This window comes from Porticoccus sp. W117, from assembly GCF_030341905.1.
Taxonomy (GTDB): domain Bacteria; phylum Pseudomonadota; class Gammaproteobacteria; order Pseudomonadales; family Porticoccaceae; genus SCSIO-12696.
In genome coordinates this window covers 1-18,520 of sequence record NZ_JATAAF010000005.1, presented here as the reverse complement: position 1 = coordinate 18,520, position 18,520 = coordinate 1, and the positions used below count along the sequence as shown (strand labels likewise).

Here is an 18,520-nt window from a genome sequence, read left to right as displayed (position 1 = left end):
TAAATGTCAGCACCGAAAAATAAAACTCTGGTATTTCAGTCTCACAAGCAACCACTGCCATACAGTTGGTTAAGCCGCTGCCTGGACTCTGTAAAAAGCTGGGCAAAAAATTGTAATTACGATTATCGATATTTACGCGACGAATTATTTGAGCCAATCGATAAATCACTGCTGGAAAAAACCACGGGCCAGACTGTGATTGCCACTGATCTGGCGCGTTTGAAATGGATTCAAAAATTTCTCGCCGATGGCTACCAGACCGTTGTTTGGTGCGACGCAGACTTTTTAATTTTCGCGCCGCAAAAATTCAGCCTGCCTACAGAAGCGGAACTGCCTGAAGGTTATGCTGTGGGTCGTGAAACCTGGGTGCAGGCGGACGATAAGCAGGTGAATAAACTCAAGATATATAAGAAGGTGCACAACGCCTTTATGGTATTTCGCCAGGGTAACGCTTTTCTGGATTTTTACTGCGCTCACGCCGAACGACTGTTAGCGAAAACCACCGGCACTATGCCTCCACAATTTATTGGCCCCAAGTTGCTCACGGCAATTCACAATGTGGTGCAGTGCCCGGTGGTGGAAAGTGCGGCCATGTTCAGCCCGTTGGTGATCAAAGATATTATTGCTGGCGGCGGCCCGGCGCTGTCATTACTTAAAGCGCGTTGGCAGCAACCGGCTTACGCGGCCAATCTGTGCATTTCCATGGCGGAGCGCGGTGAATTAAGTGATGGAGAAATGTATGCGGTTATTGATCGCTTGCTGATAGATTGGCCAAATCATGCTTACGGTACAGCCCACGAAACTGATGGTAAGTAAGCCCAAGGCTTTCCGCAGCCTTGCCCTGGTGAAACTGGTTTTCTTCCAGTGCTCGCTGCAGTAGTTGAGTTGCGAACTTATCGGTGGCTTCGGAGAAGTTGGGTAACTCAGCATTTTCTGCAATCGCCTGCGCAAGTTCGGCAACCACTTCGCTGCTCTGGGTGTTGGTGGTGAACGGGTCAATGATTACCTGGCCAATGGCCTCCTCCGGGTTTCCCCAGCGATACACAGAGCGCTCCACCACATTCTTTAATTCCCGCACATTGCCGGGCCAGTGGTATTGATGCAACTGGCGCATGGCGTTGGCGGAAAATCCAGGAAAAACTTCCCAGCCCAGTTCGTGGCCCATACGCACTGCAAAATGCTCGCACAGCAGGCGAATATCTTCTGTCCGTTGGCGCAGGGAGGGCAGATTAATCACATCAAAAGCGAGCCGATCCAGCAGGTCGTGGCGAAATACATGGTTATCTGCCATGGCTTTCAGGTCAGCGTTGGTGGCGGCCACAATGCGCACATCCACGGCAATGGCTTGCTGGCCGCCAAGGCGTTCAAATTCGCCGTACTCAATAATGCGCAACACTTTTTCCTGCACTCGGTTCGGCAGAGTGCCCAGCTCATCCAGAAACAGGGTGCCACCGTCGGCCCGCTCAAAGTGGCCGCGATGCAGGCGGGTGGCACCGGTAAATGCCCCTGGTTCGTAACCAAACAGCTCTGATTCCAGCAAGCCATCGGTGTAGGTGGCGCAGTTCACCTTTATAAAGGCCTGATCCCAACGCGGTGACAGGTAGTGCAGGCGTTCAGCCACCAGCTCTTTGCCGGTGCCGCGCTCACCCAGTACCAGCGCCGCCCGGTTGATAGGCGCCAGTTGGGATACCTGATCCAGTGCTTCTACCCAGGCAGGGGATTCGCCAATGATTCGTTGCTCACTCATGTTTAGCGAAATTTACCAAAATAAATATGGTTTAAATAGCTAAATATGGGTTTATTTTACTCTTTCGTTAGATTGGTTTTTAATAAATTCCAATAAAAACAATGAGTTAAGTTTTGGCATGATAGTTGATATACAAGGGGCAACTGAAGCAAACAGGTTTTAACAGGAGAGCAACTCATGGGAATTTTTTCTCGAATGGCCGACATCATTAACTCCAACCTCAACGCCATGTTGGACAAGGCCGAAGACCCCCGCAAAATGATTCGCCTGATCATTCAGGAAATGGAAGAAACCCTGGTGGAAGTGCGCAGCTCATCCGCGCGGGTGATTGCCGATCGCAAAACCGTGCAGCGTCGGCTGGATCGGGTGCGTTCGGAAGTAGACGAGTGGGAGAGTAAAGCGCGCCTGGCCATCAGCAAAGGCCGTGAAGATTTGGCTCGCGCGGCGTTGGCAGAGAAGCAGGCAATGTCAGAAGAGTGTGTCGCTATCGAGGAAGAACTGATCGCCCTGGACGAACAGATGGAACACCTCAACGACGAAGTGGCCCAGTTGCAGCAAAAGCTCAACGACGCCCGCGCCAAAGAAAAGGCTCTGTTATTGCGCAACAAAACCGTCAGCGACCGCATGCGGGTGAAGCGCCAGGTACAGCGCGAAGCGCTGGACGAAGCCTTTAACCGCTTTGAACACTTTGAGCGCCGCATGGATCAATTGGAAGGGCAGGTGGAGGCCATGGACTTGGGGCGCGAACCCAAGCCGGATCTGGCCACCGAAATTGACAGCCTGCATCAGGACGAAAAAGTGAACGAGGAGCTGGAGCGCATCAAGGCAGAAATGTCTGCTACCAAACCAGAGGGTAACGGCCAGCAGCAATAATTCGTCCGGTGGTAAACTTTGGGTCTATTCTTTTTTAACACCCTTTATTGCCGAGCCGGAGCTCACACACTATGCAATCATCACATTTATTTGTACTGGCGCTCGTTTTTATGGTCGTGGTGGTACCGATGCTGATTTCCAGCCGCAACCGCCACACCAAATCCATGGAAAGCTCCAAGGGGGCATCCATGGACTCACAGGATCGGGTAGTGGTCGAGGAGATGCTGGAAACCATCGACACATTGGTGGATCGCATCGAAGTCCTGGAATCCATACTGGACGACACCCACCCGAACTGGCGCAAGGTAAAAAAGCGCAGCGCCGGAGAATAGCGGAGAACATACTATGTCTGGACAGCACCACAACGATTGGCAGCGCAACAAACGCAAATTCAACAACTCTCGGGAGTCCGGCTGGAACCGCGACCTGTACCGCAACAAAAGAGAAGGAGTGATCGCCGGTGTCTGCGCCGGGCTTGCGGATTACTTTGGTTGCGCCACCTGGGTGATGCGCGTCGGATTTGTACTGGGTTTTTTCATGCTCTCCGGTACAGCGGTCTTTATCTACCTGCTCGCCTGGCTGGTGATGGGAAAGCGCCCAAAGGAAGCCTATGAGTCGCTGGAAGCTCGTAACACGGCTCGCGAGTCTCAGAAAAAATCAGCGAGCAAATCCAGGAAAAGCGCTGATGGCAAAGTATCGTCCATCCGCCTGCGCCGTGCTCAGGAGCGCCTCAAGCGCGCCATCAGCCGGGTGGAGGGAATGGAGGCCTACGTCACCTCCCGCCAATACGAACTCAATCGCGAATTCGCCAAAATGGATTCCTGATCCAACATCACTGGTTCAAGAACACTGATCCAAGACCGTCTATCCAATACAAAGGGTGACCATAATGAAAAAAGTAACTGTTGCGGTGGCGATGGTATCGGCACTGCTGTTAACCCCTGCCGCCGCTTTCGCCGCCGACCGTGAAATCAAAGAAGTATTTGAAGTGACCCCCGGTGAGCAATTGCTGGTGGGTACCGACACCGGTGCCATCACGGTGGAGTCTCACCCGGAAGACACGGTTGTGGTGCGTGTAGAAATTGAAGGCCTGGACGAAGACCAATTTGATGTCACCATGACCTACCGCAATGGCGTGGTAGAGGTTATTGGTGAGAAAGAAAGCACCTGGTTTGAGTGGGGCTGGGGCAGCAGTAAAGTGCGCTACTACCTGTTGGTGCCAGAGCAATTTAACGTGGAATTGTTGACCAGCGGCGGTTCAATAGAGGCTCGCAACCTGGAAGGTGCCGTAGCGGCAAAAACCGCGGGCGGCAGCTTGCGCTTTGATGGCATTGATGGCGAAATCAACGGCAAGACCTCCGGCGGCAGTATCCGCATCGGCACTGTATCCGGCGATGTTGCGGCAAAAACCTCCGGTGGTTCCATCAGTGCTGAACGCGTAGAAGGCAACCTCAATGCCCGCACTTCTGGTGGCAGCATCAAACTGGGTCGTGTCACCGGCATGGCGGAGGCGAAAACGTCAGGCGGCAGCATTCATGTAGATGCTGTGGGCACCGGGCTGTCGGCCAAAACTTCTGGTGGCAGTATCAAGGCAACCTTTTATCAGCAACCCACAGAGCACAGTAAGCTCAGTACCAGCGCGGGCGGCGTTACTGCGCTAGTTGCTGCTGACGTAGCCTTGAATATTGATGCCAAAGGCTCCCGGGTGCGCTCGGAATTTGCCTTGGAAAACGCCGATGACAGCAGTAAAAAATCCCTGAGCGGCACCTTGAACGGCGGTGGCCCCAATCTGACGTTACGCACCAGTGCTGGTAATGTGCGCGTTCTAAAAATAGAGCCGCAGCACGCCTCTGCAGCTCAGCCCTTATCTTTGCCAATGGCGCTGTAAAGGTTACATCACCACCAGCGCCACACCCGGCAGCCCCAGCAACAACCCAAACCATTGAACCGGCCGCAGCCGCTCTCCCTTGAGGGCGGCGATCATCGCGGCCATCAGCGCACAGGTCACCAACAGGGTTTGTGCGATGCCAGCGGGCAGTAGTTTGATGGCCAGCTGTAAGCCCCACAGTGCCACAAAAGTGCCCAGCACAATGGCGCACAACAACAGGCCGTACTGGCGTCCGCTGGGTTTGCTTTTGGGTATTAAACTCACCCGGCTGACTGCCATCAGCACAACAACAATTCCCAAACCGCCAATCAGCCGCCACAGGGCGCTGGTTTCGGCACTGATGTCGGTACTGTTAAACGTGGCGCGGGAGATAATCACACCGATGGCCTGACAAAGAGCCGACAGGGTTGCCCAGCCAATGCCGATGCGATTGAGGGCGTTGCCACCGCTGCTGCGGCGCAGGCCCACCACCATATCCACAGCGGCAACCACCACAACCATACCCAGTATCTGGCGCAGGCTGAGCTGTTCGTTAAGGAAGAACCAGGCGGCAATTACCACAAAGGCAGGGGCCAGGGTTTCGGCAATCATCAAACTGCGGGATTCGCCCATCTGCATCAGGGCGCGAAACAGGGCGGTGTCGCCCAAGCCGATGCCAATGGCGCCGCTGAGTACCAGCCAGAGCACAGGGGCCAGTGAATCCGTGGAAAAACTGCCCCCGGCAAAATGTATCCACAGAGCAAACATCACAGAGGCCACACCGCTTTTGATGCAGGTGAGCGCCAGTGGCGACCACAGGCTGCCCATAAAGCGATAGATGCGGGTGGCGATGGCCCAGCCCAGCGCAGCGATTAATGCGGCAAAAACTCCCATAACCCCACCGGAAAAATAGCGCAGTGTAGGGCGCTGTTAGTGGGATGGGAAGGTTTTGGGTGTTAAAAGAAATCGTACATCCGTGAGGCTTAAAAAATCGTCATCGCGAGCGCAGCGCGGCGATCCAGCGGCTGTAGTAAGAAATCAAAGCCTTGCAAGACACTGGATTGCTTCGCTGCACCCGCAATGACAACTTGGGTGGTTATCCCGACAGCAGCGCACCTGTATGGGAATGGCGATAGGAAATTGGCGGTGCCTACTGGTGATCTTCCCAGATATCCAGGTCGGTATCACGTCGCCCAGACCCCTGGCGGCGATCCTGCTTGCCTGGCTCGAAACGGATGTCCTGGCGTCGGTCGGCAAGTGTTCGACGTTTGATTTGGCGGCGCTCCGGGCCGGTGTAAGCACTTTGAAAAACCATTGACAATGCTCCGCTTCAATTACCCGTAATGTAGCAGTAAATGACCGACCAACCCAGACTAAAAATGGCTGATTTAGGAGAGCGTTTTTAGGGCTTAAAAAAGAAAGGCGGCAAGCAGTATTTACTTGAGGTTTACCTGGTAGTCGCGCATATCGAAATCGCTTTTGCGGCGCCCTGCATTAGCGCGACGGTCTGCCTCAAAGCGGATGGACTGACGCCGGTCGGCATTGGTGCGCCTGGGGCCACGACGACGATCGTTGCCAAAGAACGGCCTGTCGGCAGATCGGCGATCGTTGTGCGAGTAAACTTGACCGGTAAGGTCTTCTTCAACCAGTTTCATAAAGTAAGAGTTCATTGCAAAAAGAATGAGTGCTATTAAGTGGGGTGAGGCTTATATCACCAGAAGGAATTATAAATCTGTGAACTAGTTAACACTTTAGTTGTGAGCTAAGTGGCACTTATGGCTGATCAATAACCGCTTGTTGCCGTTCAATCCAGTTTTCGACCCGTTCAGTGAGCTCTTTGCTGGTTAGTCCTTCAGTGGCAATGGGCTCGCCGATAACGACTTTGATGGTACCGGGGAATTTCAGGAAGCGACGACCGGGCCAGAACAGCCCGGCGTTGTGAGCCAATGGCACCACGGGCACACCGGATTCAATGGCCAGCGCGGCGCCACTGCGGGCGTATTTGCCTTTCTCGCCGGGGTCAACACGGGTGCCTTCCGGGTAAATCACCACATTATTGCCTTCCGCCAAGCGCTCCTTGCCCTGCGCCATAATCTGCTTCATGGCTGCGCGGGGATTGTCCCGGTCAATACCGATGGGATGCAGCTTTTTCAGCCCCCAGCCAAACACAGGGATCGACAGCAGTTCTTTCTTGAGAATGGTGCTTACCGGCCGGAACAGCCGTTGCATATGGTAGGTTTCCCAGGTGGACTGGTGCTTGGCGAGAATCACCATGGGGCCAGTGGGAATGTTTTCCTTACCTTCGGTTTCGATTTTTACACCGCAGCACACCCGCAGCCAGAAATTGGTGGAGCTGGCGCCCAGGCTGACAATGTCGTGGCGGGTTTTGTAGGGCACCAAAAGGCCTATGGTAAAGCCACAGCTGGAGAAAAACGCCATGCAGGGCACGTAGGTGATATAGAAAAGTGCCGAGCGGATTGCGTAAAAGGCTTGTTTGATTGGGCTCATAATCTGTCTCTTATTTACGCGACGGCCATATTACTTTGCTGGCACCAGCAGCGAAATATCGGCAACCCGCAAAAAGTCATCGCGCAGGGCGGCCAACAGGGTCAGTCGATTGCGGCGCACCTCGTCATTGTCAACGTTCACCATCACTTTGTCGAAAAAGTTATCGACCGGCTCGCGCAATGCCGCTTTGGCTTGCAGGGCCTCGGTGTATTGGCGTTCGTTCACCAGCGGAGTGGTTGCTTCGGCAACCGCGTCGAGTGCTTCCAGAAGTGCCACCTCTTCCGGCAATTCCATTAGCCCGGTGTTGGCTTGCGCAAGCAGCTCATCTTCCGATTTCGCCAGAATATTGGATACCCGCTTGTTGGCGGCAGCCAGCGCGGCGGCTTCTTCCAGTTCGCTGAAACGGTGTACCGCCTGCACCCGCTGGTGAATATCCAGAGGGTTGCTGAGCTGTTTCGCCGCCACCGACATAAACACCTCGGCGGCGATACCCTGATCCACCGTCATAGCACGGAAGCGTTCTGTCATGTAAGTAAGTACTTGCTCAACAACACTACCCGCTTTTGGCAGGTCGCCGTATAGACTAGCTGCGGTGGTCAGTACCTCGCGCAGATCCAGGTCGATATTGTTTTCCACCAACAGGCGCAGCACACCCAAACTGGCGCGGCGCAGGGCAAATGGGTCTTTGGAGCCGGTAGGCGTCATGCCGATGCCGAAGATACCCACCAACGTATCGATTCGGTCAGCCAGCGCCAAGGTTGTGCCGGTTTTGGTGTGCGGCAGTTGGTCGCCGGCAAAGCGGGGCAGGTATTGCTCGTAAAGAGCCTCGGCCACTTCGCTGTCTTCGCCATCGTGTTGGGCGTAGTAACGGCCCATCAGGCCTTGCAGGTCGCTGAACTCCAGCACCATCTCCGACACCAGGTCGGACTTGCTCAGCTGGGCGGCTCTTTTTGCCTGGGCAGGCTCGCCACCAACCGCCGTTGCCAGTGTTTCTGCAAGGCTGGCCACTCGCTCGGTTTTTTCGTAGATCGTACCCAGCTGTGCCTGAAAGACGATTTTTTGCAGCTTTTCACGGCGAGTTTCCAACGAAACCTTCTTGTCGGTTTCGTAGAAAAAGGCCGCGTCCGCCAGCCGTGGGCGAATCACCCGCTCGTTACCGGCAATCACCTGGGCAGGGTCTTTGGATTCAATATTGGCCACGGTGATAAACAACGGCAGCAGCGCGCCTTTATCATCTATCACATGGAAATACTTCTGGTGTTCCTTCATAGAGGAAATCAGCGCCTCGGCGGGCACATCCAGAAAGCGCTCCTCAAAGCGGCCCAGCAGGGCAGTGGGCCACTCGTTAAGAGCGGTCACTTCATCCAGCAAGTTGCTGTCGATCACCGCCTGGCCACCCGCTTGTTCAGCGGCGGCCTCTACCTGGCTGCGAATCAGTTCGCGGCGCTCGGCAAAATCCGCCATCACATAGCCAGCGCGCAGTTGCTCCAGGTACTCAGCAGGGCTGGCAACGGTAATATCGCCAGCACTGTGGATGCGGTGGCCGCGGGTGATGCGACCGGACTCAATACCCATCACATTGGCGTCCAGTACCTGGTCACCATGCAGAAGCACCAGCCAGTGCATGGGGCGCACAAATTCAGTACGAGAGGCGCCCCAGCGCATGCGCTTGGCGATGGGCAGGGCCTTTAAGGTATCTTCGATAATGCCGGCGGCAACGTCGCTGGTTTTGGCTCCGTCCTTACTGGCGCGGTGGCACAGTTTGTCTTGCTTACCGTCGTTTTCCACCTTCAGATCGGCGATGTCTATGCCATTCTTTTTGGCAAAGGCTTCCGCGGCTTTGGCCGGGTTGCCATTGTCGTCAAAAGCGATTTTTGCAGGCGGGCCCCAGGCGACAATCTCCTGACTGGGTGCTTGCTCTGCCAGCGCTTTGACCAACACCGCCAGGCGGCGTGGCGAGGCGTAGGCAACGCTGGACTCAAAACTCAGTTGGGCGTCTTTGAGGCCTTTAACGATATTGTCGTGAAAGGCGTTGGACAGCTGCAGCAGGGATTTTGGCGGCAGTTCTTCGGTGCCAATTTCTACCAGAAAGTCTGCACTCATTGCTCTGCCCCCTTGTTAGCCGCAATCACCTCATCGGCCAACGCCTTGGGCGCCAGCGGGAAGCCCAGCGCCATGCGCTTGTTGAAATAGCTGGTGGCGGCTTCGCGAGACAGGGCGCGCACCCGCAGGATGTAACCCTGACGCTCAGTCACTGAAATGGCGTGGCGGGCGTCCAGCAGGTTAAAAATATGCGATGCCTTCATCACCATCTCGTAAGCGGGCAGGGGCAGTTCGGCGGCCACCAGTTTGGCGCACTCTTTCTCGTAGTGGTCAAACTGCTGGAACAGGAAATCCACATCCGCGTGTTCAAAGTTGTAGGTGGACATCTCCACTTCGTTCTGGTGGAAGATGTCGCCATAGGTCACTGGGGTACCGTCCGGGCCGCGCGTCCAAATCAGGTCGTAAATGCTGTCCACGCCCTGCAGGTACATGGCGATGCGCTCCAGACCAAAGGTAAGCTCACCGGTGACCGGGTAGCATTCCAAGCCGCCGGCCTGCTGGAAGTAGGTAAATTGCGACACTTCCATGCCGTTCAACCACACCTCCCAGCCCAGACCCCATGCCCCCAGGGTAGGGGATTCCCAGTTGTCTTCCACAAAGCGAATGTCGTGCACTTCCGGGTCAACGCCCATGGCCTTCAGGGAGCCCAGGTACAGCTCCTGAAAATTGTCCGGCGACGGCTTCATCACCACCTGAAATTGGTAGTAGTGCTGCAGGCGGTTGGGGTTTTCTCCGTAGCGACCGTCGGTGGGGCGGCGGCTGGCCTGCACGTAGGCGGCATTCCAGGATTCCGGGCCCACAGAGCGCAAGAAAGTAGCGGGGTGAAAGGTGCCGGCACCCACCTCCATATCCAGCGGCTGCATTACCACGCAGCCCTGGGCGCTCCAGTAATCTTGCAGGGCGCTGATCAAGCCCTGGAATGTGTCGGGGAAAGTACTGCTGTCTGCCACGGTGAATACCTGATTCCGCATTGCCAAAAGGCGGCCATTATACGGGCCAGCGGTGGCGGAAGTAAGGGTGGGCGGGAAATTGCCAGAGGCGCCTGTACAGGCTGGGGTGAAGGCCTGTTTTCCGGTAAGCTCATGGCCTTCAGCAAGCCCGGCGAAAGCGACGTATGAAAACAAAAATTGCAATGGTACTTTTCAAGGCTGTTGGCCGGTTGCCTCTCGGCGCTGTGCGTTGTTTGGGCGCTCTGCTTGGCCGAGTTATGTGGCTGAGCAAATCCCGCGAGGCCAGAATTACCCTTGCCAACATCCAGCATTGCATGCCCCAACTGAGCGAGGGTGAACAGCAGAAGCTCGCCCGCCACAGTGTCATTGAGTTTGGCAAAACCTGTTTCGAAATCCCCTTGATACTGCAGCGCCCCCCGGAGTGGGTGGCGAAAAAAGTGAAGCAAACCCACAATCAGGAATTGCTGGATCGCGCACTGGCAGATGAGCGCGGCATTCTGCTGGTTACTCCGCACCTGGGCAATTGGGAAGTCATCGGCACGGTGATTGGCCAACAAACCCATATGACGGCTATGTACGAACCAGCGCGCTTTGCGGAGTTTGATGCCATCTTGAAGGAATCCCGCAGCCGCCTGGGTGGGGACATGGTGCCCACCGACAAGCGCGGTGTAATGGCGCTGATCAAGAAACTGCGCGCCGGAGGTACCAGCTGCGTGTTGCCGGATCAGGAGCCAGACCTTGCCAGTGGCGAGTTCGCGCCCTTCTTTGGCCGCCGCGCGTTGACCATGACGCTGCTCAACAAACTGTTGCAGCGCTCCGGGGCACAGGCCATAGTGCACTTTATTCTGCGGGTGCCCGGTGGTTTTGACGTCTACTATATGGAGCCAGACCCGGCGATTTACAGCGAAGACCAAACGGAAGCGCTGGCCGCCCTCAACCGCAGTATTGAAGCCGCGGTTAATCGGGCACCCCAGCAATACCAGTGGGAATACAAACGCTTCAAACAATGCCCGGAGGGCAAACCGAGTATTTACTGACTGATTCAGGATTGAAGGAGATAGTCATATGTTAAGAGCACTGACACTGGCCGCCGGGCTCACCCTGCTTGCCGGCTGCGAAAGCGCCTACTACAGTGCCTGGGAAAAAGTCGGCGTGCACAAGCGTGACATTCTGGTGGACCGTATTGAAGACACCCAGGAAGCCCAGGAAGATACTCAGGAACAATTTCAGGATGCCCTGGAAAAATACCGCTCCGTAGTGAATTTCGATGGCGGCAACCTGGAAAAGCTCTACAACCAGCTGAAAGGCGAATTTGAAGACAGCGAAGCCGCCGCCGCTAAAATCACCGCCCGCATCGACGGTGTGGAAGACGTCGCCGAAGACCTGTTCGACGAGTGGCAAGAAGAACTGGAAAGCTACACCAGCGACCGATTGCGCCGAGACAGTGCCAGCAAATTGCGCGACACCCGCGCCCAGTACAAAAGGCTGCTAAGCACCATGCGCCGTGCAGAGAAAAGTGTCGCCCCGGTACTCAACACATTGCGGGATCAAACGTTATATCTGAAACACAATCTAAACGCCCGCGCCATCGATTCCCTGAAAGGGGAGCTGAAAACCATCGACGCCGATGTGGGGCGGTTGATCTACCAGATGCAGCAGTCCATCGATCAGGCCAACCAGTTCATCAATAAAATTAAACAGGGCTAATCGCCAATCAGGAGCGCTCCAATGAACAACACACATAAAACAATGGGGGCGCTGCTGATATTGCTGCTTTCTGCCCCACTGTGGGCTCACGACAGCAAAGTCGTCAACCTGACCCCCACCTGCGCTTTTGGTGATTTGCGCATTGACAGCGACATTCCAATGGGCCGGGTCAGTGAGTGTTCACAAATCGGCAAAAACCAGTACAGCATCAACATCAAACCGGAGAATCGCCCGGTCAATGACTCTGCCTGGTACGCCTTTAAAATCTACGCGGAGAAAAAACGCAGCATTCGCCTGTACATGAACTACGACTACAGTACCCACCGCTACGCCCCCAAAGTAAGCAGCGACGGCAATACCTGGGCACTGATGTCGGAGAAAAACTACCAGCTGCTGTACGACGACAAAACCGTCAAATTCAATCTCAAGGTGGGCCCGCAACCGTTGTGGGTCGCCGGCCAGCAAATACTCAGCAACCAGGACCACCACGACTGGGAAGACAAAGTCGCCCAGCACGACTTTGTGGAAAAACGCCTGCTGGGCAATTCCGCGGAAGGCCGCCCCATTTATAAATTGGAAACCAACAGCGCCAAACGACCGGGCTATGTGGTGATTGTTGGCCGGCAACACCCCCCGGAAGTTACCGGTGCCTTGGCGCTGATGCCGTTTGTGGAGGAGGTATTTGGCGATACGGAACTGGCCAAACAGTTCCGCGAAAAATTCAACCTGGTGGTGGTGCCCAACATGAACCCGGACGGGGTGCAGCACGGCCACTGGCGCCACGGCACTGGCGGCATCGACCTGAACCGAGACTGGGGCCCATTCACCCAAAAAGAAACCCAATTAATGCGCGACGAATTGACACGTTTTAAAGGGGAAGATGGCGACGCCCTCTACCTGTTTCTGGACTTCCACTCCACCCACAAAAATATCTTCTACACCCAGCCGGACGACAAAAAGAACTTCCCCCAGGGGTTTACCGAACAGTGGCTGGCGGCACTTTTAAAACGCATTCCCGGCTTTGTGATGGAGCGGAAGGACGGCCACAACCCCGGCTTGCCTACTTCGCGCAACTACGTGCATGAAAACTATGGAATCACCGCCATCACCTACGAAATGGCAGACGCCACTGGTACAGAGGAAATCAAAATCATCGCCGAACGCGCCGCCCAGGAAATGATGAAACTGCTACTTTCCAGCTACCAGGAATAGATACGGTAGCGTCATCGCGAGCGTAGCGCGGCGATCCAGTGACTTTTTGTTAAAAACCGGAGGGAACACCATGAAAAAAACCATACTCGCAGCGGCTGTGCTATTGGCATCCAGCCTTGCTGTGGCTCACAACCATGATCAATTTGCCAACGTAAAAGTGGAAAGCACCAAAGTCGCCGACGGTATCTACATGCTGAAAGGCGCCGGTGGCAACTTGGGGGTGTCGGTAGGGGAAGATGGCACATTTCTGATCGACGACCAATTCGCCCCCCTGGCGGATCGCATTGCTGCGGCTATTAAAGAGGTTGGTGGTGATACACCCAAATTTTTGCTGAATACCCATTGGCACGGCGACCATACCGGCGGCAACGAACATTTTGGCAATGCGGGCAGTGTGATCGTCGCCCACGACAACGTTCGCAAGCGCCTGACCACAGAGCAGTTCATCAAGGCCTTTAATATGAAGTCGCCGCCGCAACCGAAAGCGGCACTGCCGGTGGTGACCTTCTCCCACACCATGACCTTGCACTGGAACAACGACGAAGTCAGCGTAATACATGTCGGCAATGCCCACACCGACGGTGACAGCTTTGCCGTATTCAACAACGCTAACGTCATCCACGCTGGCGACCTGTACTTCGCCGGCATGTACCCCTTTATCGACCCGGACAGCGGCGGCTCCATCGCTGGCATGATCAAAGCGGTAGATAAAATTCTCGCCCACAGCGACGACAATACACAAATTATTCCTGGCCACGGCCCGCTTTCCAATAAAGCGGAATTGCAGAAATATCGGGATATGTTGGCCATTGCTTACAAGCGCATTAAAGCCCTGAAAGACCAGGGCAAAACCGAAGAACAAACCGTTGCTGCCAAACCCACAGCGGATCTGGATGCGGTGTGGAATGTCGGGTTTTTAAAAGCGGATGTTTGGGTGGGGATTGTTTATCAGGGGATTTAAATACCTCGCCGTCACCCCCGCGAAGGCGGGGGTCCATTCACCTAATGTTGTCATCCTGAACACAGCGAATAAACTCTTTGCCAATCAATCTGCAGGACGCACTTTGTGAATATCTATTTGGTTGTAAAAACCCTCCATATCCTAAGCTCCACGATTCTTTTTGGTACCGGCATCGGCATCGCCTTTTTTATGTTTCGCTCAATGCGAACAAACAACCTTCACGAAAAATTCTACGCCGCTAAAAATACCGTACTGGCCGACTGCTTGTTCACCCTGCCAGCAGTGATTATTCAGCCGTTATCTGGAATCGCACTGATCTATCTGGTGGGCTATAACTGGAACGATTTCTGGTTAACCACCACCTACATTATTTATATTCTGGTCGGCTTGTGCTGGTTACCGGTAGTTTGGATTCAAATACAACTGAAACGAATGGTGGCCGTAGCCATAGAAACAGAGGAACAACTTCCCCAGCGTTATTATCGGCTATTTAAACTGTGGTGTGCGTTGGGTTGGCCAGGCTTTATAGGTTTGATGGCAGTGTTTTACCTGATGGTTGCCAAACCAATATGAACGAGTTTTACACAGAAGGCGTTTGGTTTATCTACGACGGCGAGTGCCCAATTTGCAGTCAGGCTGCCCAGGCTCTGCGTATCAAAGAAAAATTCGGCGCTTTGCATTTATTAAATGCTCGCGAAGAAAAAGAACATCCTCTGCTACAAGCAATTACAAAGAAAGGATTTGATTTGGATGAAGGTATGGTGATCTACGCCGATGGTCGTTTTTACCATGGCAAAGATGCTCTCAAATTTATGGCCCGCCATGGCGAAACCAAAAATCCGTTTATGGCATTTTGTAAAAGCCTGTTTTGGTCAGATGGCTTAGCCAAATTTTTATACCCGCCAATGCGTGCTGTACGCAACTGGCTGATCAATCGCAAAGGGGCGGGGCGTATCGATAATTTGCAGTTAAAAGAACAACCTATTTTTCAGTCCATTTTTGGTGATAGCTGGGATCAACTGCCGCTAATCATGCATAAGCATTATCGCAACCGCCCCTACACAAATGACAAATACCTCGTACGCGGCACTCTGGACGTAATGTGCAAAGCGCCACTAATTTGGCTGGCGCCGCTAATGCGCCTGATGGGGCAAATCCCCACCCGCAACGCGCAAAACGTCAGGACAACCGTAGAGTTTCAAAGCGAGATAAACAGCAAGGCATTTCACTTTTACCGCAAATTCTATTTCACGGCTGACAAGCCCTATATTTTCCATTCAAAAATGTTGCCACTAAACGATGGCGAAGTCGTGGAACTAATGGCGTTTGGATTGGGCTGGAAATCCAAATACAGCTGGGACGGCGAAAAGGTAATTCTTGCCCACAGTGGTTATGTACTGCGTCTATTCGGCTGGCTTATGCCAATCCCTCTGCATTGGTTTATGGGCAAAGGCTACGCCGAAGAGCGTGCTATAGACGACAACCATTTCGAAATGGAAACTCATATTCACCACCCATGGTGGGGCAAAGTGTATGAGTACAAAGGAACGTTTGAGGTGGCGAATTGAAGCGGGTGATTATCATCGGCGGTTACGGAAACTTCGGCCGCTTTATCGCTAAACGCCTGGCTACCGATGCCAACCTGCAATTGATGATTGCCGGTCGCTCGCTGGCAAAAGCCCAGGCATTGATTGCCGACATGGAAGCGGCCAATCGGCCAGAAGCAATAGCCCTGGATATTCACCAAAACCTCGGGAAGTCATTACAGGCAATAAAGCCAGATATCGTGATTCATACCTCCGGCCCGTTTCAGGGGCAGGGCTACGATGTGGCGAAAGCTTGCATCCAGTGTGGCGCACACTATATCGACTTGGCGGATGGTCGAGAATTTGTAGCGGGCATTGACGCACTCGACGCTCAGGCAAAAGCCGCCGGAGTAACCGTAATCAGTGGTGCCAGCTCTGTTCCCTGCTTAACCTCGGCACTGGTGGATCACTATCAGGATGAGTTCAGCGAAATGGAATCGCTAGATTACGGCATCACCACCGCCCAAAAAACTACCCGCGGCTTGGCCACCACAGCGGCCATACTTAGCTATACGGGCAAACCGTTTACTACACGGATAGAAGGCAGAGAGCATTCTGTCTATGGCTGGCAAGGCCTAAAGCGCAAGCGATTTAAAAAACTGGGCTGGCGCTTGCTGGGCAACTGTAATGTGCCAGATCTGGCGCTGTTTCCCAAACGTTACCCAAGCCTGAAAACCATTAGCTTCTATGCCGGGCTGGAATTGCCTTTTATTCATATCACTCTATGGGTGCTTTCCTTTCTGGTGAGAATTGGACTAATCCGAAACTTGAAAAAATCCGCAGGCTTACTACTAAAAACTTCCTTTTTGTTTGACCGCCTGGGTAGTGCCAACAGTGGCTTTTATATGCAGCTTTCTGGCAGGGGGAAAAATAGCAATCCCAAAACCATTGAGTTTGAACTTACTGCCAAAAGTGGTGATGGACCTTATATACCCTGTATGCCAGCCATACTGCTGTGTAGCAAATTAGCGCGAGGGGAACTGAATCAGACAGGAGCCTATCCCTGTGTTGGGTTTATCGGTAAGGGGGAGTATTTGGTGGCTTTGAAGAGTATGGATATTTCTTGGGAAGATAGTATCTACTAGCGAGCATAATCCCGTCATTGCGAGCCGCGAAACGGCGCGGCAATCTCCATCAGAAACCACTTATCTTCAAGCCGATTCGACCTGTTCACATCAGGTAGTAAATAAAGCACTATAGCGTCTATATAGCTGGCAGGATGTGCGGCAGGGAGTATTCAGGGTTTCCTTTCTAGTTTGTTTCTTGTCGGCTAAGAATACTCTTTTGAATAGAATGTCTGTTTTTGACCCATTTCGGACATTGGGTTTAATTTTAAGAAAATGTAGAGCACCTTTTAGTGCCCCCTCTAGACACATGTTTGAATGGGCAGTTATCTATAGAATCAGTTCTGTGAGTAAATCTTTATGAAAAAAAGAATGAAAATCGCTCATAAACTTGCCCGCGATTTATCTAAATTTGATAGAAAATATAAGAACATCTTCATTTGCCCTACGTGTCTAAAAACAATCGAGCTTAATGCTAAAAAAATTACTGATGCTCATATCGTTCCTGATTCTGTGGGAGGGAAAGAACTTACACTGCTATGCAGACCATGTAACAGCAAGTTTGGCTCAAATCAGGATAAGTGGTTTGGTGAGTACCTCGACTTTCTATTCAAAGATGAAGTGGAGAAAAATCTATTTTCAACAAAAACACAACCTAAATACATAGAAATAAATGGTGTCAGAGTTAGAGCAGATGTAGAACAATCAACCGACAGTAATATACAGGTTTTGATGTATGAGGACAGAAATCCTCCAGGAGTAATTGATTCAATAAATTACTCAGATAGTTTGACGATGAGTTTCGAGGTGCCGCTGCTAAAGAATGAGCATCACGTTAAGGTTGGATACCTCACAGCGGCCTATTTAGCGTGGTTTAAGCAACTGGGTTATTCGTGGGCGTTTCAGTCGCATCTGGACATAATTCGTAAGCAAATATTGAATCCGAATGAAGAAATAATGCCAGCATGTTTTTTAGCAAATTTTCCCGAAAACAAGAAAATAGAGCCAAGAGTGGGAGTTGGCATAATTGAATATCTTGGCGCATCTTATCCTTGCTGTTTCGTCGTTGATAGACTTGTACTTTTTCCTTCGTATAGCCACAAATCTCTCTACGAAGACATTGAAGGAGAAGAAGGCAAACAGATAAAAGCTAAGTTCTATGGAGTTAACATATCAAAGGCTCACGAACATGTCGCACCCATGGCAGTAATACATGGAGGAAAGTTGGTTATATTTCCTGATAAAACAGGCCAAAAAGCACTAGGAGAGCAACAGATTTCAGAAAGATTAAAGTCAACGCAAATGTTATTGGCTGGTGAGCCTATGCGCTGGATGAGGCAGGTTGACTCTGAAAGTGAATATGAAAAAATAAAACAGGATAACGAATATATTGAACATAAGATCAATCTTTAGGTAAGTCGGTATTCGAAGTTAAAACATAAAATGTTTAGGTCCGAAATTGGCCGAAGGCAGACGTTATTCCGCCGCTTGACACAATTATAAAACTCGCTATCATCCCCACCACTCAAAACCCGCTGCCAAGCAGCCACCCAAATGAGGAGCACTTAAATGTACCAATCAACAATTCGGAAAAATAAAAACTAACCTTTTAAGTGCTGATGCCTGGAAGGTTATTCAAAACACCTTCCAACCCGAAAACCGCTTTCTATAAAGCCCTGGCTGGTCATGCCGGGGCTTTTTCGTTTTTGCGTTAATCGCTTTCTCGTTAAAAAAGCCGCTGGAAGGTTCTAAAGATAAATGAAATGCCCACAACAGGGCAGGGGTTTGTTATGCCTGTAAAAATGGAACTCAATGGTAAGCGTCCGGCCAACACATCTACCGATCCGGTTCTGAACGCATAATGATGGTGTCCACCTATTATTAAGTGGACACCTATTATGGATACATTAAGCGGCACCTCACTCTCATTCCCGGCCTCAAC

At 52.5% G+C, this 18,520-nt stretch carries 21 protein-coding genes; 13 read left to right on the top strand and 8 right to left on the bottom strand.

Going from position 1 to position 18,520, the window contains the following annotated elements; translation table 11 throughout:
• Nucleotides 1–3 precede the first annotated feature (3 nt).
• Nucleotides 4–816, top strand: coding sequence for a hypothetical protein (locus tag QSV34_RS05280; RefSeq protein ID WP_289152612.1), 813 nt, complete (start codon nt 4–6; stop codon nt 814–816).
• Here QSV34_RS05280 and pspF read toward each other — a convergent pair.
• Entirely contained in the window at nt 746–1,747 is a 1,002-nt protein-coding gene (gene pspF, locus QSV34_RS05275; protein ID WP_289152610.1) for a phage shock protein operon transcriptional activator, read from the bottom strand. The two genes, QSV34_RS05280 and pspF, sit on opposite strands and share 71 nt — an antisense overlap.
• 177 nt (nt 1,748–1,924) lie before the next feature.
• Here pspF and pspA point away from each other — a divergent pair, with 177 nt between their 5' ends.
• From pspA to QSV34_RS05255, 4 genes are all read left to right on the top strand, one after another.
• Entirely contained in the window at nt 1,925–2,620 is a 696-nt protein-coding gene (pspA, locus tag QSV34_RS05270) for a phage shock protein PspA (protein WP_289152608.1), read from the top strand.
• A 71-nt stretch (nt 2,621–2,691) separates the two neighbouring features.
• Nucleotides 2,692–2,952: an envelope stress response membrane protein PspB gene (locus QSV34_RS05265; protein ID WP_289152606.1), complete on the top strand. Its 261-nt coding sequence runs from the start codon at nt 2,692–2,694 to the stop codon at nt 2,950–2,952.
• A 13-nt stretch (nt 2,953–2,965) separates the two neighbouring features.
• Nucleotides 2,966–3,445, top strand: a complete 480-nt coding sequence (locus QSV34_RS05260; RefSeq protein ID WP_289152604.1) for a PspC domain-containing protein — start codon at nt 2,966–2,968, stop codon at nt 3,443–3,445.
• A 64-nt stretch (nt 3,446–3,509) separates the two neighbouring features.
• Complete coding sequence (locus QSV34_RS05255; RefSeq protein ID WP_289152602.1) at nt 3,510–4,508, top strand: DUF4097 family beta strand repeat-containing protein; 999 nt, start codon at nt 3,510–3,512, stop codon at nt 4,506–4,508.
• A gap of 3 nt (nt 4,509–4,511) precedes the next feature.
• Here QSV34_RS05255 and QSV34_RS05250 read toward each other — a convergent pair whose 3' ends face one another.
• From QSV34_RS05250 to glyQ, 6 genes are all read right to left on the bottom strand, one after another.
• On the bottom strand, nt 4,512–5,381 hold the full coding sequence (locus QSV34_RS05250) for a DMT family transporter (RefSeq protein ID WP_289152601.1): 870 nt from the start codon (nt 5,379–5,381) through the stop codon (nt 4,512–4,514).
• Between the two features lie 256 nt (nt 5,382–5,637).
• Nucleotides 5,638–5,802 (bottom strand): hypothetical protein, encoded by a 165-nt coding sequence (locus tag QSV34_RS05245; RefSeq protein WP_289152599.1) that lies wholly within the window; start codon nt 5,800–5,802, stop codon nt 5,638–5,640.
• Nucleotides 5,803–5,923: 121 nt separating this feature from the next.
• A complete protein-coding gene (locus QSV34_RS05240) occupies nt 5,924–6,142 on the bottom strand; it encodes a hypothetical protein (RefSeq protein ID WP_289152598.1) in 219 nt (72 codons plus the stop codon).
• Between the two features lie 118 nt (nt 6,143–6,260).
• Entirely contained in the window at nt 6,261–6,995 is a 735-nt protein-coding gene (locus QSV34_RS05235) for a lysophospholipid acyltransferase family protein (protein WP_289152596.1), read from the bottom strand.
• Between the two features lie 30 nt (nt 6,996–7,025).
• Nucleotides 7,026–9,098, bottom strand: a complete 2,073-nt coding sequence (glyS, locus tag QSV34_RS05230; protein WP_289152594.1) for a glycine--tRNA ligase subunit beta — start codon at nt 9,096–9,098, stop codon at nt 7,026–7,028.
• Nucleotides 9,095–10,048, bottom strand: coding sequence for a glycine--tRNA ligase subunit alpha (gene glyQ / locus QSV34_RS05225; RefSeq protein ID WP_502928989.1), 954 nt, complete (start codon nt 10,046–10,048; stop codon nt 9,095–9,097). Before glyQ ends, glyS begins: the two co-directional genes overlap by 4 nt.
• A gap of 164 nt (nt 10,049–10,212) precedes the next feature.
• On the opposite strand from glyQ, the gene QSV34_RS05220 reads away from it, so the two are divergent.
• From QSV34_RS05220 to QSV34_RS05185, 8 genes are all read left to right on the top strand, one after another.
• Nucleotides 10,213–11,085, top strand: coding sequence for a lysophospholipid acyltransferase family protein (locus QSV34_RS05220; RefSeq protein WP_289152591.1), 873 nt, complete (start codon nt 10,213–10,215; stop codon nt 11,083–11,085).
• Between the two features lie 28 nt (nt 11,086–11,113).
• Complete coding sequence (locus tag QSV34_RS05215) at nt 11,114–11,755, top strand: DUF2959 domain-containing protein (protein WP_289152589.1); 642 nt, start codon at nt 11,114–11,116, stop codon at nt 11,753–11,755.
• A 21-nt stretch (nt 11,756–11,776) separates the two neighbouring features.
• Nucleotides 11,777–12,967, top strand: coding sequence for a M14 family metallopeptidase (locus tag QSV34_RS05210; RefSeq protein WP_289152587.1), 1,191 nt, complete (start codon nt 11,777–11,779; stop codon nt 12,965–12,967).
• Nucleotides 12,968–13,037: 70 nt separating this feature from the next.
• Nucleotides 13,038–13,928, top strand: coding sequence for an MBL fold metallo-hydrolase (locus QSV34_RS05205; RefSeq protein WP_289152586.1), 891 nt, complete (start codon nt 13,038–13,040; stop codon nt 13,926–13,928).
• A 105-nt stretch (nt 13,929–14,033) separates the two neighbouring features.
• Nucleotides 14,034–14,501, top strand: a complete 468-nt coding sequence (locus QSV34_RS05200; RefSeq protein WP_289152585.1) for a DUF2269 family protein — start codon at nt 14,034–14,036, stop codon at nt 14,499–14,501.
• On the top strand, nt 14,498–15,496 hold the full coding sequence (locus tag QSV34_RS05195; protein WP_289152583.1) for a DUF4166 domain-containing protein: 999 nt from the start codon (nt 14,498–14,500) through the stop codon (nt 15,494–15,496). The genes QSV34_RS05200 and QSV34_RS05195 overlap by 4 nt, the downstream gene beginning before the upstream one ends.
• 5 nt (nt 15,497–15,501) lie before the next feature.
• Entirely contained in the window at nt 15,502–16,599 is a 1,098-nt protein-coding gene (locus QSV34_RS05190; RefSeq protein WP_289152870.1) for a saccharopine dehydrogenase family protein, read from the top strand.
• A gap of 339 nt (nt 16,600–16,938) precedes the next feature.
• Nucleotides 16,939–17,991 carry an HNH endonuclease gene (locus tag QSV34_RS05185; RefSeq protein WP_289152581.1) on the top strand — a complete coding sequence of 351 codons (1,053 nt, stop codon included), beginning with the start codon at nt 16,939–16,941 and terminating at the stop codon, nt 17,989–17,991.
• A gap of 313 nt (nt 17,992–18,304) precedes the next feature.
• Here QSV34_RS05185 and QSV34_RS05180 read toward each other — a convergent pair.
• Nucleotides 18,305–18,520, bottom strand: a 216-nt coding sequence (locus QSV34_RS05180) for a hypothetical protein (protein WP_289152579.1), incomplete at its 5' end; no start/stop codon positions are given.